The following is a 15,860-nucleotide window of genomic DNA, read 5'->3' on the forward strand; positions in this document are numbered from 1 at the left end:
CCGCGTACGACTCCGTTCAATGCAGGTCGTCGACGCAGTAGTTCAAGGTGCGGTAGCAGGTCTGCCCTCTGAGGTATGACTGGTTTTCGTCGGTCATGTAAATCCAGATGCGGTCGGACCCACCGACGACATTCGTGTCGAGGGACGGAAAGTGCATCGGTCCGAATGTGTTGCACCAGGTGCTGCTGCTCTTGAAGTCCAGCGAGGTGCTGCCTGCGAACGCCCGCACGTAAACCCGCCGGCACTGGCTGGCCTTGAACGTTCCGTTGACGTCGACCGACCGGTTGTACCAGGTCACCGTGCCTTTGTAGTAGCTCGCCCCGTAGTCGACCGAGACGGAGCTGGTGGGATACGCGGTGGCGGTCGCGGGGGTCGCCGCGAAAAGGATTCCCGCGGCAACCGACGCGGCCGCGGTGACGGCCGCGCCGGCCTTCCTCGTCCGGCTGTTCATCTTTGACGCGCCCTTTGATCTCAGCATGACGACCACTCCCGGGTTCTTCGAATGTTGCCGCCGTTGTCCGGCAACACGACAGAACCACACGGGTACTTCACCCCGGAAAGCATTCGAGCCGGTTCAAATCCATCGTGGTGACTGCTACCGTCGGCGCGGTGCTCACCCTGCGGGTAGACGCCGACACAGTGTCCAGGACGCGGTGGGCCCCCTCCCCCGCCGCGGAGTCGATGGCGTGGTTGAGACTCACCGCCGCGTCGGGACGGCACCCGGTGTTCGGGGATCCCGGACCGCTCGCCCGCGCGTCACTGGCCCATCCGGACGTCGCCCTGCTCGCGGACCTGTTGCCGCGGGGCGGCGACACCTACACGCCCGACCTGCTCACCCCTCAGCCGGGGACGGGCACGCAGGGTCGTGACCTGATCGATGAGCAGATCGCGCGGATCGAGGCCGCGGCGCAGGACGACGTCGAAACCCAGGTCTTCACCTACACCCGGACCCACTGGAACCGGCCGCTGCGGGCTACGACCCGCCGGATCGCGGAGTCGGGGCAGATACAGCGGCACCTCGCCAACGGCCTCGCCCGGTTCTGGCGGGATGCCCTCGCCGAGGGCTGGCCCGAACTGCGCTCCGTCCTCGACCAGGACATCGCCCACCGCGCGACGGCCATCGCCGCCCATGGCGTCGGCCGGGCGCTCGGCACACTTCATCCCGACATGGAGTGGGCAGGCGACGCGGTCATCCTCGCCAAGCCGTGGGAGGGCGAGATCGATGTCACGGGACGGGATCTCGTCCTCGTCCCCGGCGTGCTCAACCGGGCCGACCTCGTCGTCCAGGTCGACACTCCCGGGCAGTTCGTCCTCTACTATCCCGCCCGGCGGATCGGCGCCGACCGGGACCGCAGGTCCGGAAGGATCGCGCACGTGGTCGGCAACGCCCGGGCGGCCTTGCTGGCGGACCTCGGGACCGCCAGGTCCACCACGGAACTCGCCGCCCGGAGCGGATACACCCCGGGCACCGTCTCCTACCACCTCGGCGCGCTGTACCGGGCGCGCCTCGTCACCAAGGTCCGGGACGGGCGCTACGTGCTGTACCAGCGGACCGCACACGCCGCGGATCTGCTGGAGGAGGCCCGGGGCTAGGTTTCCGGCCAATCAATGATGTGGTCATGACATCTCAAGACCCCTGTGCGACAGTCCGTGACGCACGATCCGCACCGCACCGCACTCACTCCGCACCGCCCTCGCACCACCCCCACAAGGACGTGTCAAGGAGGAGCGACATGCTGCACCTCGCGCACCCGCGCCTGCGGAACCTCGGCATCGCGGCCCTGGCCCTCGCGGCCACCGTCGGAGGCGTCACCACCGCCACCGCGTCCCCCACCGCGGACCAGAAGGCCGACGGCGTCATCGTCGTCGCGGGCCAGACCTGTACCTGGAGCAACGCCCGCACCAGCGCCAGTCCCCCCACCGCCCTCACCGTCGACCGCACCACCGTCAACAAGCCCGGCGGCAACCTCGGCTGTGACGGGGGCATCACCGCCTCCCTCAACAACAACCCGGCCTTCACCTTCGACGACGCCGCCGGGACCGCCCGTACCGATCTGATCGACATCACCGGGCAGCAGAGCTTCATCTCCTGCCGCTACAAGGCCGCCAACATCATCTGGGACCGCGACGCGACCACCCGGAAGTACCTCAACCGGGCCTTCACCGCCACCAAGGCCTCGGGCAGCTTCCTGTGCCCGGCCTCGGTCACCACGGCGGCCGGGGGCGCCTCCATGCTCTTCCACTGACCCCGGATCCCTCCCCCACCGCCACCGCCCCTCACCTGCACCGATGCCTCCCCCGGCCACCGGAGGTCCCCCCACCGGGTCGCCGGGGGCCCGGCGGGGACGGAGCATGGAAGGAGCTCCGTCCGGGTGAGGAGGCCGGTGATGGGCGATGCGCAGTCCGCCCCGCGCGCCACGGGCGCCGGGGCGGGGGCTGATGCGGTGACGTCTCCGGCGGCGCGTGCGCTGGCCGCGGGCGGGCTGCTCGACGTCCTCGGCGTGGCGGCCGTGGTCCTCGACGCCGAGGGACGCATCAGCCTGTGGAGCCCGCAGGCCGCCGCGCTCTTCGGCTACACCGCCGAGGAGGCCCTCGGCCGGCCCGCCGCCGGGCTGCTGGTGGAGGAGGGCAACCAGCGCGAGGTCCTCGGCCTCTTCGCCCAGGTGATGGCGGGCGGCGGCTCCTGGGCGGGTGTCTTCCCCGTCCGCCACCGTGACGGCCGGACCGTCCTCGTGGAGTTCCGCAACATGCGGCTCCAGGCCGGCAACGGCCGGATGTTCGCGCTCGGCCTCGCCTCCGAGCAGGCCACCCTGCGCCGGGTCGAGCGGGACCTGGCCCTCTCCCTGCGCCTGGTCGACCAGTCCCCCATCGGTCTGGCCGTCCTCGACACCGACCTGCGTTACGTACTGGTCAACCCGGCCCTGGAACGCATCCACGGCATATCCGCCGACCGCCACCTCGGGCAGCGGATCGGGGAGGTCCTGCCCTTCCTCGACGGCGAGGCCGTGGAGGCCCGGATGCGCAAGGTCATGCGGACGGGCGTACCGGTGCTGGACGAGTTCACCACCGGCCTGCTCCCCGAGGAAGCGGACGGCGAGCACGCCTGGCTGGTGTCGGTGTACCGGCTGGACGACCAGGCCTCCCGGGTCATCGGCGTCGCCGTCTCGGTGATGGACGTGACCGAGCAGCACCGTACCGCCGTCTCCGCCGCCCACGCCCGGCGCCGGCTGTCGCTGATCGCGGACGCCTCCGTACGCATCGGCACCACCCTCGACCTGGACATCACCGCCCGGGAGCTGGCCGACGTGGCCGTCCCGGAGGTGGCGGACATCGCCGCCGTGGACGTCCTGGACACCATCCTCACCGGTGCCCGGCCGGGCGACGGGCCGGGCGAGGGCGCCGTACGGTTCCGCGCGCTGGCGGTGAAGTCCGCGTACCGCAGTCCCGCCGAGGAGGCCGCCGACCCGGTCGGGGACGTCGCCTCGTACGGCCCGGCCCGGCTGGTGTCCCGCTGCGCCCGCACCGGCCGGCCCGTCCTCGTACCGCACGTCCTGCCCGAGGACCTGCCCCGCATCGCCCGGGACGCGGACGCGGCCCGGCAGCTCGGGGAGGCGGGGGTGCACTCGTACCTGGCGGTGCCGCTCATCGCCCGGGGCCAGGTGCTCGGCGCCCTCGATCTGAAGCGGGCCCGCAACCCCGTGCCGTTCGGGCCCGACGACGTACTCCTGGCCTCGGAGCTCGCCGCGCACGCGGCCGTGTCCATCGACAACGCGCGCTGGTTCCAGCGGCAGCGGCACGCCGCGCTCGCCCTCCAGCGGCACCTGCTGCCCCAGCACCCGCCCGCCTCCCCCGGACTGGAGATCGCCTACCGGTACCAGCCGGCCGGCGCCGCCGACGAGACCGGCGGCGACTGGTTCGACGTCATCCCCCTCACCGGGGACCGCACCGCGCTGGTCGTCGGCGACGTGATGGGCAGCGGCATCAACGCCGCCGCCACCATGGGCCAGCTGCGCGCCACCGCCCGCGCCCTGGGCCGGCTGGACCTGGACCCGGCCACGGTCCTCACCCACCTCGACGCGGCGACCGCCGACCTCGGCGAGGCCATGGCCACCTGCGTGTACGCCGTTTACGACCCGCACACCCGGCTGTGCCTGTTCTCCACCGCCGGTCACCTGCCGCCCGTCCACCTGCACGGCGGCCGCCACCCGAGGCTGCTGCGGCTGACGTCGGCGGTCCCGCTGGGCGTCGGCGGCATTCCCTTCAGCACCACCGGCCTCACCCTCGCGCCCGGCGACGAGCTGGTCCTGTACACGGACGGGCTGGTGGAGACCCGTGACCAGGACATCGACACCCGGCTGCTGACCCTCACCGACCTCCTGGCCGGACCCCACCGCCCCATCGAGGAGACCTGCGACCTGCTGCTGTCGGCGCTGCGCCGCCCCGACACCCACGACGACGTGGCCCTCCTCATCGCCCGCGTACGGCCCTGACGGTCACGGGTGCGGCGAGCGGGACCGGATGCGGGCCGCGAGGACGGCCACGTCGTCCTCGGCGTGCAGCGCGTCGAGCCCGGTGACGATCGCGTCCGCGGCCTCGGCGATGGTCCCGCCGGGCTGCAGCCGCAGGGCGGTGAGGCGGTCCAGCGAGACGTCGATGTCCTCGCCGCGCCGCTCCACCAGCCCGTCGGTGTACAGCAGCAGCGTCTCGTCCTCCGTCAGCGGATGGGCGGCGGACTCGTAGCCGCCGAGGCCGGTGCCCAGCGGGGGGCCGACGGGGACGTCGAGGAGCCGGCCGGTGCCGTCGGATGCGAACACCGCGGGCGGCAGGTGACCGGCGCTGGCGTAGACGGCGAGGCCGCGGGCGGGGTCGACGCGTACGAGCAGACAGGTGGCGGGACGCCGGCCGGCGTCCTCGGCGACCAGGGCGTCGAGCTGGCGCAGCACCCGGTGCGGGGGCAGATCGGTGGAGGCGACCTCGCGCAGGGTGGAGCGGTAGGCGTTCATGTCCACGGCGGCGTCGAGCCCGTGCCCCATGACGTCGCCGACGACGAGCAGGGTCCGCCCGAAGTGCAGGCGTACGGTCTCGTACCAGTCGCCGCCGACGAGGGCGCTCGATCCGACCGGCAGGTAGCGGCCCGCGATGAGCAGGTTGGGGTGCGGGCGGCCCGGGTCGGAGACGAGGGCCCGCTGGAGGTCGAGGGCCACGCTCTCGGTCGCGGCGAGCCGCCTGGCGTGACGGATGTGCACGGCCGCGACGCGCGCCGCGAAGTGCAGGGCGGCGGCCTCCCGGTCGGTGAACGCCGCGCCGGCGCGCACCACGAGGAGGGTGCCGTACGAGGTCCCGTGGCGGGCCAGCGCGACCGACAGGCCGTGCCGCGGGGCGCCGCCCGGCCGCAGGGTCCAGCTGCGCAGCGGATGTCCGGCGTCGACGGCCCGTACGGCGGGCGGGGTGCCGGGGACAGGGGGGCGCAGCAGTGCGGCGGCGCCGGCGACGGCCACCCGTTCGACGCGGCCGCCCTCGACGGTGAGGTCGACGGCCACCGCGTCGCACATGGCCCGGAAGAGGAGGGCGGCCAGTTCCCGGCAGGTGGTCGCTTCGTCATCGGTCGTGCCGATCGCGTCGAGGGTCTCGTCCGGGGTCGGCACGAAGGCCCGGCTGTCGCGATCCGACACAGTGCCTCCGCCCGCCGGGCGGCCCCGTGCGGGCCGCCGGTCGGTCCATTCCACCAGTCCGGGCCCGGCGCGCGGCGCAGCGCGCCGGACCGTCTTCACCTGCGCGGGGTCAGCCGCTCCCAGAGGAAGGTGTGGACGAGTGCCTCGTTGAAGGCGGTCTGCCGGTGGTCGGTGGCTCCGGCGTGGCCGCCGCCGAGGTGCTCGTGGAAGAGGACGGGGTGGCCCAGCTCGCGCAGCCGGGCGGCGGCCTTGCGGGCGTGGCCGGGGTGGACGCGGTCGTCGCGGGTGGAGGTGAGCAGGAGCAGGGGCGGGTACGGGGGGCCGTCGGCGGTCATCCGGTGGTACGGGGAGATGCCCTCCAGGTGGGGCCGGTCGGCGGGGTCGTCGGGGTCCCCGTACTCGGCGGTCCAGCTGGCTCCGGCGAGGAGCTTGTGGAAGCGGAGCATGTCCAGCAGCGGCACGTGGGCGACGACGGCGGCGAACAGTTCGGGGTAGCGGGTGAGCATGGCGCCCATGAGGAGGCCGCCGTTGCTGCCGCCCTCGATGCCGAGCTGCGCGGCGGTGGTGATGCCGCGGGCGGTGAGGTCGCGGGCGACGGCGGCGAAGTCCTCGAAGGCGCGGACGCGGTGCGCGCCGAGGGCGGCCTGGTGCCAGGCGGGCCCGTACTCGCGCCCGCCCCGGATGCCGGCGAGGACGTAGGTTCCGCCGCGGGCGAGCCAGGTACGGCCGGTGACGGCGCTGTACGAGGGGACCATGGAGACCTCGAAGCCGCCGTACCCGTAGAGCAGGGTGGGTCCGGGGCCGGGGCGGTCCTCGGGGCCGATGACGAAGTAGGGCACCCGGGTGCCGTCGGCGGAGGCGGCGAAGTACTGCGCGACGGTCAGTCCGGCGGTGTCGAAGAGGGCGGGGGCCTGCTTGAGGACCTCGGCGCCGCCCGGGTCGCCGGCCGCGCCCCGGGTGAGGGTGGAGGGCTGGAGGAAGCCGGTGACGTTGAGGAAGTACTCGTCGCTCTCGTCCGGGTCGGTGCACAGGACGGAGGCCGTGGACAGCGGCGGTACGCCGGCCAGTGGGGCGCGGGTCCAGCCGTCGGGGCCGGGGGTGAGGAGTTCCAGGCGGGAGGAGACGTCGGCGCGGGTGGTCAGGAGCAGGTGGTGGCGCGTCCAGCTGTGTCCGCCGAGAGCGGTGTGCGCGTCGGGGGTGAACAGGACGGCGGGCTCGCGCCGGCCGGCCCGGAAGGCGTCGAGGCCGAAGGCGAGGAGGCTGCCGGGGGCGTGACCGAGCCAGGGCGTGCGGGGGGTGACCATCAGCCACTCGCGGTGGACGTAGGCGACGGCGTCGTCGGGCACGTCGATCTTCTCCGGCGGGCCGTCCGCACCGTCGGGAGCGGTGGGGAGGAGGAAGAGCTCCTGGTTCCAGAAGTCGATCTGGCGGGAGAGGAAGTCCCGTTCGAAGCCGGGCGTGTGGTCGCGCCAGCCGGAGGCGGAGAGGTCGGACGGCCGGCCCTCGTAGACGGTCTCGGCGGCTTCGAGGGGGGTGCCGCGGCGCCAGCGGCGGACCTGGAGGGGGTAGCCGGAGGGGGACATCGAGCCGGGGCCGAAGTCGGTGCCGATCCACAGGTGGTCGTGGTCGATCCAGCCCACCCGGGTCTTGGCCTCCCCGACGGCGAAGCCGCCGTCCACGAAGCGCAGGGTCTCCAGGTCGAACTCGCGCACCACGCAGGCGTCGGCGCCGTCCCGCGACAGCTTGACCAGGGCGTGCCGGTAGCCGGGCGCCAGGACGACGCTGCCGGCCCAGGCCCATGCCTCGCCCTCGGCCTCGGCCAGGGCGTCCAGGTCCAGGACGGTCTCCCAGGCCGGGTCCTCGGTGCGGTACTCCTCCAGGGTGGTGCGCCGCCAGACGCCGCGCAGCCGCTCGGCGTCCTGCCAGAAGTTGTAGAGGTGGCGGCCGCGCCGGACCACGTAGGGGATGCGCCGTTCGTCGTCGAGGACCTCGCGCACCTCCTGCTCCACCACCTTGAAGCCGGGGCCGGTGGTCAGCGCGGCCACGGTCTCGGCGTTGCGCTCCCGCACCCACGCGAGCGCGGCCTCGCCGGACACCTCCTCCAGCCAGAGGTGCGGGTCGTGCTCGGGCTCATGGGAGCCGCCGGGGGCGTCGTCACTCATCCGACGATTGTGCCCGACCGGCTGCCGGTGGCGGTCGCCGTCCCGGGCCCGGTGGTCAGGCCCGGCCGGTGTGGTGGTGCAGGGCTTCCAGGGTGGCCAGGTCGTCGGCCGTCAGGCGGAGGGCGCCGGCGGCCACGTTGGCGGCGAGGTGGCCGGGGTCGCCGGTGCCGGGGATGGCGAGGACGTGGGGGCCGCGGTGCAGGGTCCAGGCCAGCCGGACCTGGGCGGGGCTCGCGCCGTGCGCGCGGGCGACGGCGAGCACTTCCTCGTGCTCCGCGCCGCTCGCGCCGCCCTCCCGGCCGGTGGTGGCGATCGAGTAGAACGGCACGAAGGCGATGCCCTCCTCCCCGCAGTGCCGGACGAACGCGTCCTGGTCGGAACCCATGCCGAGGCCGTACGGGTTCTGCACGCAGACCACCGGGGCCACGGTCCGGGCCTCCGCGAGCTGTTCCGGGGTGACGTTGGAGACGCCGAGGTGGCGGATGAGGCCGGCCTCGCGGAGTTCGGCGAGGACGCCGAAGCGCTCGGCGACGGAGGCGGCGCCGACCACGCGCAGGTTCACCAGGTCGAGGTGGTCGCGGCCGAGCTGGCGGAGGTTCTCCTCGACCTGGCCGCGCAGGTCGCCGGGGCCGGCGTGCTCGGCCCACTCCCCCGACGGGAGGCGGGAGGGGCCGACCTTGGTGGCGATGACGAGGTCGTCCGGGTAGGGGCCGCCCAGCGCGCTGTTGATCAGCTCGTTGGCGGAGCGCAGGGGGGAGAAGTAGAAGGCGGCGGTGTCGATGTGGTTGACGCCGAGTTCGACGGCGCGGCGCAGCACGGCGATGGCCCGGTCGCGGTCGCCGGAGACGGCGTCCGCCCGAAGGGCCGCCCCGGTCTGGGGCACGCGCATCGCGCCGAAGCCGATGCGGTGGACGTCGAGGTCGCCGAGCTTGAAGGTGCCGGACGCCGCGGCGGTGATCGTTTCCGTAGTCATGCGGTCATGATCGGTCAGGCGGGACCCTCGACGCCACAAATTCGCCTGCGCGAATCGGCGGCGAGGGGGCGGGGGTTCCGGTGCGGCGCGGAGCCGGGTTTCGGCTGTGCGGATTCGGCCACGGGGAGGACCACGGAGCGTTAGGGTCGGCTGCGCACAGCGTCGCCGCGGCGGTCAGGGGCAGGGCCGGAACCGGGGGCGGCGCCGGGGAGGAAGGTGCCGTCTTGAGTGGTGGGCAGACGAAACTGGCCGAGCATCCGCTGCTGGTGGTGATCGGCGTCATCGCCACGATCATCGGCGCGCTGGCGGCCGGCAAGGAACTCTTCGGAGCGGACGGATCTCCTCCCAGGGCCGGGGAGCCGGTGCCGTCCGTCTCGCGGCCCGTGTCACCGCCCGATGCCGACGCGGGGGGCGCCGCGTCCGAGCCGTCGCCGACCCGGACGCGTACGGCCGAGGACGGTCGTACGGCCGAACCTCCTTCCGAGCCGGCGCCGGAGACCGCCGGGCCCGAGGAGCCGCTGCCGGGGCCGGTCGACCCGCCACCCGACACCGTTCCCAGCGCCAAGGCCCAGCCCCCGGGGCATACGGGGCCCTTGCTCGTACGGATCGACATGGGGCGGAGCGGAAAGGTCGCACCGGACACCTACCGACTGCGCTCCGAGCCGGGCGCGGACACCTACGTCCAGGACGCCACGGGGCAGCTGGACCGGGGCTGTTACGTGCAGTGGACGCTGAAGCGCGGCAGCGAGGTGGTGCAGCTGGAGCGCAGCGGCCGCTGCCGGCCGCCGAGCATCACGCTCTTCAACTTCGACAGGGGCAGCCTCGGCGAGGTCGGTTCGTACACCCTGACGGCTGACGTCACCACCGACTGGGGCCAGTCGGGGAGCAGGAGCGTCACGTTCCAGGTCGTCCCGTAGCAAAGCCACGACCCCAGGAGGGATAGACGCTGTCTACCGACCGGTGGTAGACAGTGTCTATGGATGAGAGCCCGCTGCGCGAGCGGCTGATCGACGTCGGTGTGGAGATGGTCACGGCGGAGGGGACCGGCGCCCTCGGCCTGCGGGAGATCGCCCGGCGGGCCGGGGTCTCGCACGGGGCGCCCCGGCGGTACTTCCCCACGCACCAGTCACTGCTGTCGGCCATCGCCCGGCGCGGGTTCGCCGAGCTCGGCGCCCGCTTCGCCGCCGCGACCACCGGAAAGACGACCAGGGAGACGGCCGGGGAGGCGGCGCCGCGGGAGCGGCTGCGGGCGCTGGCGGAGGCGTACCTGGCCTACGCCCTGGAGCAGCGCGGCATGTTCGAGCTGATGTTCCGCCACGACCTGCTGGACAGCACCGGCCAGGAGGGCGCCGAAGGGCCCCGGCTGCGGGAGTCGACGCGGCCGCTGTTCGGGATGCTCGTCGGCCTCGTGTCCCGCTGCGGGGCGGCCGACCCCGAGCTCACGGCGGCCGCGCTGTGGGCGAACCTGCACGGGGTGGCCCAGCTGTGGGGCACGGGCGCCCTGCCGCTGGTGCTGGGCGACGGCCCGGACGGGGACCCCGGCGCGTACGCCGGCCGGCTCGTCGGCGCCGCGCTCGACGCGCACCTCGGGCCGGGGCCCGCGTGAGGCCGCTGACCGCGCTGCTGGCCAGCGCCGCAGGCGCCGCGCTCGTGGCCCTCGACGGCACCGTGCTGATCGTGGTCCAGCCCGCCCTGCGCCGCGAACTGGGAGCGAGCGCCGCGCAAGTGCAGTGGACGAGCACCGCCTATCTGCTCACCGTCGCCGCCTTCCTGGTCATCGCCGGGCGGCTCGGAGACCGGTACGGGCATCCGCGGCTGCTGCTGGTGGGGGCGCTCGGCTTCGCGGCGGCCTCGGCCGGGATCGCGGGGGCGCCCGGGGTGGGCTGGGTGATCGCGCTGCGCGCCGTACAGGGGCTGTTCGGGGCCCTGTTGCAGCCCGCCACGCTGGCCCTGCTGCGGCTCGCCTACCCGCCGGAGCGGCTGGGGCGGGCGGTCGCGGTGCGGACGGCGGTGATCGCGGTGGCCGCGGCGACGGGGCCGCTGGTCGGCGGGCTGCTGGTCACGCGGCTGGACTGGCGGGCGGTGTTCGTGCTGAACGTGCCCGTCGCCCTGGGCATCGCCGTACTGGCGGCGGCCCTGCGCGCGCCCGCCCCGGTGGGTGCCGGTTCCCGGCGGCTGGGGGCGGCGGCCGGGCCGGCCCTGCTCGCGACGGCCCTCGCGGCCGCCGTGTACGGGCTGGCCGGCGTGCCGGAGCACGGCTGGACGGGGGCGCCGGTGCGGCTCGGCTTCATCGCGGCGACCGGGCTCGGGGTGCTCTTCGTACGGGGTGAACTGCACGGGGAACGGCCGCTGGTGCCGGCCGCCGTGGCCCGGTCGCGGCCGGTGGCGGCGTCGCTGGCGCTGCTGCTGGCGGTCTCGGGGGGCCTGTTCGGGGCGCTGTACACGGCCACGTTCGAGCTCCAGGACGTACGGGGCCTCGACGCGCTCGGCGCCGGGGTGCGGGTGCTGCCGATGACCGCGCTGATGGTGGCCGGGGCGCCGCTGGCGGGGCGGGCCGTGCGCCGGTACGGGGCCCGGGCGACGGCGCTGGCCGGGTCGGGCCTGGTGGTGGCGGGCATCGCCGGTCTCGGCGCGGGCGGGCCGGTGGCGTTCGGGGCGCTGGGAGCGGGGTTCGCGGCGGTGATGGTCACGGCCACCGGGACCGTGGTGGGTGATGCCCCGGCCGGGTATGCCGGGTTGGTGGGCGGTCTCAAGCAGACCGCGATGAACGTCGGCCCCTCGGTCGGGATCGCCCTGGCGGCGAGCGCCGGAGCGGGAGCCGGTGGCGGGGCGTCGGGGGCCGGGGCGGCCGGTACGGCACTGGTAGCGCCGGCCCTGCTGGCCGCTGCCGGGCTGGGCGCGGCGGCGCTGCTGCCGGGCCGGACGCCCATGGGGGAGGCGTCCGGCCCGGCGGCCCGGGTCAGGGCGTGAGGGTCCAGCGCTGGGCGGCGGTGCCCGCGCAGGCGGCCCGGGTGAGCGCGGTGGCGTCGGCGGTGCCGGAGCCGGCCGGGGTCAGGCACTGGCCGCCGGTACGGAGACTGCCGTCCGGGCCGGGCTGCCAGGTCTGGCCGGGTCCGCCGGAGCAGGCCTGGACGGTGACGGCGGCGGGGTCGGCGCCGCCGTCGAGGCAGACCCCGGCGAGGCCGGTGAGCCGGCCGTCGGGCCGCAGCGTCCAGCGCTGGTTCGGGCCGCCGTGGCAGGAGTACAGGGTGGGCCGGGTGCCGGGGGCGGTCGCGCTGTGCGGGAGGTCCAGGCAGCGCGCGGAGGCGGAGCTGACGAGGGTGGCGTCGGTGGGGAACGGCGCCGGGCGGCCGGTGAGGGTGAGCTCGGCGGCGCTGGTCCAGGGGCCGCGCCCGCCCGCCTCGGTCAGCGACCTCAGGCGCAGGTAGCGGCCCGTTCTGGGGGCGAGGGAGACGGTTTTGGCCGCCGGGGTGTCGGCGAAGGCGCCGGTGGCGGCCGGGGCGCCCCAGTCGGTGGCGGAGTCGGACACGTAGACCTCGTATCCGCCGATCCGGCCGTTGACCCCGCCGTCCTGCCGGGGCAGGTAGCCGAGGCCGTCGACGCTGTAGCGGGCGCCGAGGTCGATGCGGATCTCGTGCGGGAGGGCCGCCGGGGTGCCGGAGGACCAGGCGGTGTGCCAGAGGGTCGCCGGGTTCCCGTCGAAGGCGTTGCGGGCCGCGCCGTTCTCGGCGGCCGTCTCCTGGCTGTCGGCGGAGACCAGGCTCCATGCCGTCTGCGGGATCGGCGCCGATCCGGTGGGGACCGGCTCGGCCGCGGGGACGGAGGTGCCGGTGGCGGTGACGGTGAACGCGCCCGTCCGCGTACCGGTCTTGACCCACAGGACGCCGGAACGGTCGGCGGGGTCGTGGAACCAGCCGGTGGCGGCCGCGTCGTAGGCGGCCTTCGAGGAGAGGCGGGGCAGCGCGGTCCCGGCCACGGTGAGCGCGGTGGGGGCGGAGGCGACATGGAGGGTGAACTCGTAAGCCCGCGAGGCGGGTTGTCCGGCGTAGCTGCCGGTGGGGGCGCCGACGGAGACGCTGACCGTGCCGGAGCCGGCGGCCGGGGCGGTGACGTCGACGCGCTGGCGGGCGTAGGCGCCGGACTGGTAGGCGCGGGTGCGGCCGTCGTCCTCGTACAGGCTGAAGGTGGAGGCGCCGCGCGGGTGGATGTCGTAGGTGAGGGTGGAGACGGGCTTCTCGCCCGTGTAGTTCATCTGCGGCCACATCGGCACGATGGCGCCGCCCTTGACGAACAGCGGGAGCGTGTCCAGGGGCGCCTGGTAGTTGTTGAGCCAGCCCGGTCCGGCGTACGTCCGCCCCGTCCAGTAGTCCGTCCAGGTCCCGGCGGGCAGGTAGATGCCGTCGCGTACGGAGGTGTCGGAGACGACGGGGGCGACGAGGAAGGAGTCGCCCGCCATGAACTGGCCGCTGGTGAGGTTCCCGCGCGCCACCGGGTCGTCGGGGTACTCCAGGACCATGGCGCGGGTGCTGGGGACGCCGGTGTCGTGGGCGACGCGGCTCATCGTGTAGAGATACGGCATCAGCCGCATCTTGAGCTGGAGGTACTTGCGGTTGATGGACAGGTACGGCTCGGTGAAGCGCCAGGGCTGCTTGTCCTGGTAGCCGGCCGACGGGTTGGTGGCGCCCCAGCCCGACATGGTCATGAAGGCCGGGGTGAAGGCCTTCCACTGGAGGTCGCGGACGTACGTCTTGGGGCTGCCGCCGAAGATGCCGTCGACGTCACCGGAGGCGTAGTTGAGGCCGGAGAGGCCCGCACCGGCGATGGCGGGGACGTGCCAGCGCATGTCGTCCCAGGTGCCGTTGGTGTCGCCGGTCCAGACGACGGCGTTGCGCTGGGTGCCGGCCCAGCCGTCGACGGTCCAGACGTAGCGGCGGGCGTCGGAGTTCTTCTCGATGCCGTCGACGGCCTGCTGAACGCCGTTGAAGGCGTACTTGTAGCCGCCGCCGATCCAGGCGACGTCCGTCTTGACGCCACGGCTGCCGGCCGAGCCGACCTCGTCGGCGATCGAGCCGAGGCCGGTGGAGGTCCACAGGCCGGTCTGGAAGCCCTTGGCCTTCAGGGCGTCGACGGTGGATTTGAGGGGCGCGGTGTAGCCGCAGCCGTAACCGTCGTTGGGCAGGAACCAGCCCGAGGGCATGTCGGCGGCGCGGGCGTCGGCGGCGTACCCGGCGACATCGGGGGTGGTCTGGTGGCGGAGGCGGTCGTGGTCGCCCTGGTAGGCGGGGTTGGAGGCGTTGAAGCAGTCGGCGTTGCCGAGCTCGAAGCCCCAGGCCGGGGCCATGAAGGGTTTGCCGCTGACGTCGGTGTAGGCGTCGAGGACGGACTTGAGGGAGTCGCCGGTGAAGTACCAGGCGTCGAAGCGGTTCTCGTCGTGGGTGAGGGCGGTGGGCGCGTTGAAGGCGTACGAGCCGGGGGCCCAGGTGTTGCGCATGACACCGTAGTCGTGGGTGGACATGTAGAAGGGGGCGGGGCTGGCGTTGTCGTTCTCGCGCCACTTGTTGTCGACGGCCACCGGGACGGTCTTGTCGCGCAGCGCCCATTCGCCGAGGCGCAGGCCGGTGCCGTAGAACTGCTCGTCGGCGCCGCGGGCCAGGTACTGGGTGGTGTGGCCGCCGCCCCAGGTGGTGGGCTTCGTCTCCTCCCAGAGGAGGGTGGAGTCGTCGGCACGGTAGGCGGCGAAGCGCAGGGGTGACTTGTAGACCCGCAGGGAGACGGAGCCGGTGGTGATCCGGTAGTACGTTCCCGCGTCCGCGGAGGTGGCGGCGACCGGGCCGAAGTCGGTGGTCGGGGCGAGGTCGGAGCCGGCCGGGTCGTCGGTGAAGGAGCCGTCGGGGGACAGCCAGAGCCGGAAGATGTCGGCGCGGGCGACGACGACGCGGGCCTTGGCGCCGCTGGAGGTGCTGACGGTGAAGGTGCCGCCGGCCCGGGAGAGGCCGGTGACGTTCCCGGCGGTGGCGCTGGCCGCTTGGGAGGTCGGGAGGGTGGCGGCGCGGGCGGTGGCGCTGGCCGCTTGGGAGGTCGGGAGGGTGGCGGCGCGGGCGGTGGCCGGTCCGGCGGCGGCGAGACCGGCGACCGCGAGGGCACCGGCGAGCAGGGCCGCGAGCGGGGACCGGCACGGGGCGCGGCGGGGGCGGGGGCGGCGGGGCCGGGGTGGTGGGTCGATGAAACTCATCGGGCAGCTCCTCGTGCGGTCCGGGTCACGGACACACCGCTTTGGCATGCTCCCGGCAAGATAGCGGACCCGAACCGCGTTTTTGAAGGAACCTGCTCGAAGTCATCGCCCACCACGCACTTTTGAGCACGCCGGTGGGTTCTACCGCCGCATCCCGGATTCGGCCTGCCGGCGCCCAGCCGTAACACCGTTGATCTTTACGGAGCTTGGCCCGAGCCGCGGGGCAGGCCTCCAGCTCGACTCGTCGTGGTGACCAGGGTGGAGGAGATGTGAGCCAGGGCGGGGTCCGCCGCGATGAAGAGCGTTTCGACTCCGGCCAGCTCATGGTTCATCCGGGCCATCGGCATTTCGTAGTCCAGGTCGGTGACGCCGCGGACTCCGCGGACGACGACGTCGATTCCGGCTCGGTGGCAATAGTCGACCAACAGGCCGCCGGTGTGGGAGTCCACCGTGACGTTGCCCAAGTCGGTCGCTGCTTGGCGGAGCCGGTCCAGCCGTTCCGCGACGGGGAAGCGGCCCGTCTTGTCCGAGTTGAACATCACGCACACGACGACCTCGTCGAACAGGAGGGCAGCACGCCGGAGTATGTCCTGGTGCCCTTGCGTGACCGGGTCGAAGGATCCTGGGAAGAGGGCTCGCATGATCGGGAGGGTAACAACGGGCCGCCCCCGGTGGTGAAGCGCCGAGCGGTTGCGGGGAGGGAGAAAGCGAGTGCTCGGCGCGGCCACGGTCTGTGAAGCTGTCCGGGTGACTGAAACAACCCCTTAAAGAGCGTTTTGTCCCGTCGGGGGCGTTTGGCAGCTGTTTGAGTAGCGGAGTGG

At 73.9% G+C, this 15,860-nt stretch carries 12 protein-coding genes; 6 read left to right on the forward strand and 6 right to left on the reverse strand.

Annotated features, from left to right (window positions below; all coding sequences use genetic code 11):
• Nucleotides 1–16: 16 nt before the first annotated feature.
• The gene (locus ACZ6ZT_RS11985) at nt 17–487 is read right to left on the reverse strand and encodes a hypothetical protein (protein ID WP_469718188.1); all 471 of its coding nucleotides are present in this window, start codon (nt 485–487) and stop codon (nt 17–19) included.
• Between the two features lie 194 nt (nt 488–681).
• Here ACZ6ZT_RS11985 and ACZ6ZT_RS11990 point away from each other — a divergent pair, with 194 nt between their 5' ends.
• The 3 genes from ACZ6ZT_RS11990 (at nt 682) to ACZ6ZT_RS12000 (ending at nt 4,490) form a co-directional block, all read left to right on the forward strand.
• Entirely contained in the window at nt 682–1,593 is a 912-nt protein-coding gene (locus ACZ6ZT_RS11990) for a helix-turn-helix domain-containing protein (protein ID WP_469718192.1), read from the forward strand.
• A gap of 140 nt (nt 1,594–1,733) precedes the next feature.
• Entirely contained in the window at nt 1,734–2,246 is a 513-nt protein-coding gene (locus ACZ6ZT_RS11995) for a hypothetical protein (protein WP_469718196.1), read from the forward strand.
• Nucleotides 2,247–2,387: 141 nt separating this feature from the next.
• The gene (locus tag ACZ6ZT_RS12000; RefSeq protein WP_469718200.1) at nt 2,388–4,490 is read left to right on the forward strand and encodes a SpoIIE family protein phosphatase; all 2,103 of its coding nucleotides are present in this window, start codon (nt 2,388–2,390) and stop codon (nt 4,488–4,490) included.
• 3 nt (nt 4,491–4,493) lie between these two features.
• Here ACZ6ZT_RS12000 and ACZ6ZT_RS12005 read toward each other — a convergent pair whose 3' ends face one another.
• The 3 genes from ACZ6ZT_RS12005 to ACZ6ZT_RS12015 form a co-directional block, all read right to left on the reverse strand.
• Nucleotides 4,494–5,672, reverse strand: coding sequence for a PP2C family protein-serine/threonine phosphatase (locus tag ACZ6ZT_RS12005; RefSeq protein ID WP_469718205.1), 1,179 nt, complete (start codon nt 5,670–5,672; stop codon nt 4,494–4,496).
• 95 nt (nt 5,673–5,767) lie between these two features.
• Entirely contained in the window at nt 5,768–7,834 is a 2,067-nt protein-coding gene (locus tag ACZ6ZT_RS12010; RefSeq protein ID WP_469718208.1) for a prolyl oligopeptidase family serine peptidase, read from the reverse strand.
• A gap of 55 nt (nt 7,835–7,889) precedes the next feature.
• Complete coding sequence (locus ACZ6ZT_RS12015) at nt 7,890–8,807, reverse strand: aldo/keto reductase (RefSeq protein WP_469718211.1); 918 nt, start codon at nt 8,805–8,807, stop codon at nt 7,890–7,892.
• Nucleotides 8,808–9,031: 224 nt separating this feature from the next.
• Here ACZ6ZT_RS12015 and ACZ6ZT_RS12020 point away from each other — a divergent pair, with 224 nt between their 5' ends.
• Genes ACZ6ZT_RS12020 through ACZ6ZT_RS12030 form a run of 3 tightly spaced genes read left to right on the forward strand, consistent with a single transcriptional unit; the run spans nt 9,032 to nt 11,777 of the window.
• On the forward strand, nt 9,032–9,724 hold the full coding sequence (locus tag ACZ6ZT_RS12020) for a hypothetical protein (protein WP_469718215.1): 693 nt from the start codon (nt 9,032–9,034) through the stop codon (nt 9,722–9,724).
• 59 nt (nt 9,725–9,783) lie between these two features.
• A complete protein-coding gene (locus ACZ6ZT_RS12025) occupies nt 9,784–10,413 on the forward strand; it encodes a TetR/AcrR family transcriptional regulator (protein WP_469718219.1) in 630 nt (209 codons plus the stop codon).
• On the forward strand, nt 10,410–11,777 hold the full coding sequence (locus ACZ6ZT_RS12030; protein ID WP_469718223.1) for an MFS transporter: 1,368 nt from the start codon (nt 10,410–10,412) through the stop codon (nt 11,775–11,777). Before ACZ6ZT_RS12025 ends, ACZ6ZT_RS12030 begins: the two co-directional genes overlap by 4 nt.
• On the opposite strand, the gene ACZ6ZT_RS12035 is transcribed toward ACZ6ZT_RS12030, so the two are convergent.
• Together ACZ6ZT_RS12035 and coaD are read right to left on the reverse strand one after the other, a co-directional pair.
• Nucleotides 11,767–15,039, reverse strand: coding sequence for a TIM-barrel domain-containing protein (locus ACZ6ZT_RS12035; protein WP_469718228.1), 3,273 nt, complete (start codon nt 15,037–15,039; stop codon nt 11,767–11,769). The two genes, ACZ6ZT_RS12030 and ACZ6ZT_RS12035, sit on opposite strands and share 11 nt — an antisense overlap.
• A 197-nt stretch (nt 15,040–15,236) precedes the next feature.
• Complete coding sequence (coaD, locus tag ACZ6ZT_RS12040) at nt 15,237–15,680, reverse strand: pantetheine-phosphate adenylyltransferase (protein ID WP_469718232.1); 444 nt, start codon at nt 15,678–15,680, stop codon at nt 15,237–15,239.
• Nucleotides 15,681–15,860: the final 180 nt, after the last annotated feature.

Source organism: Streptomyces sp. NPDC102258, from assembly GCF_055584685.1.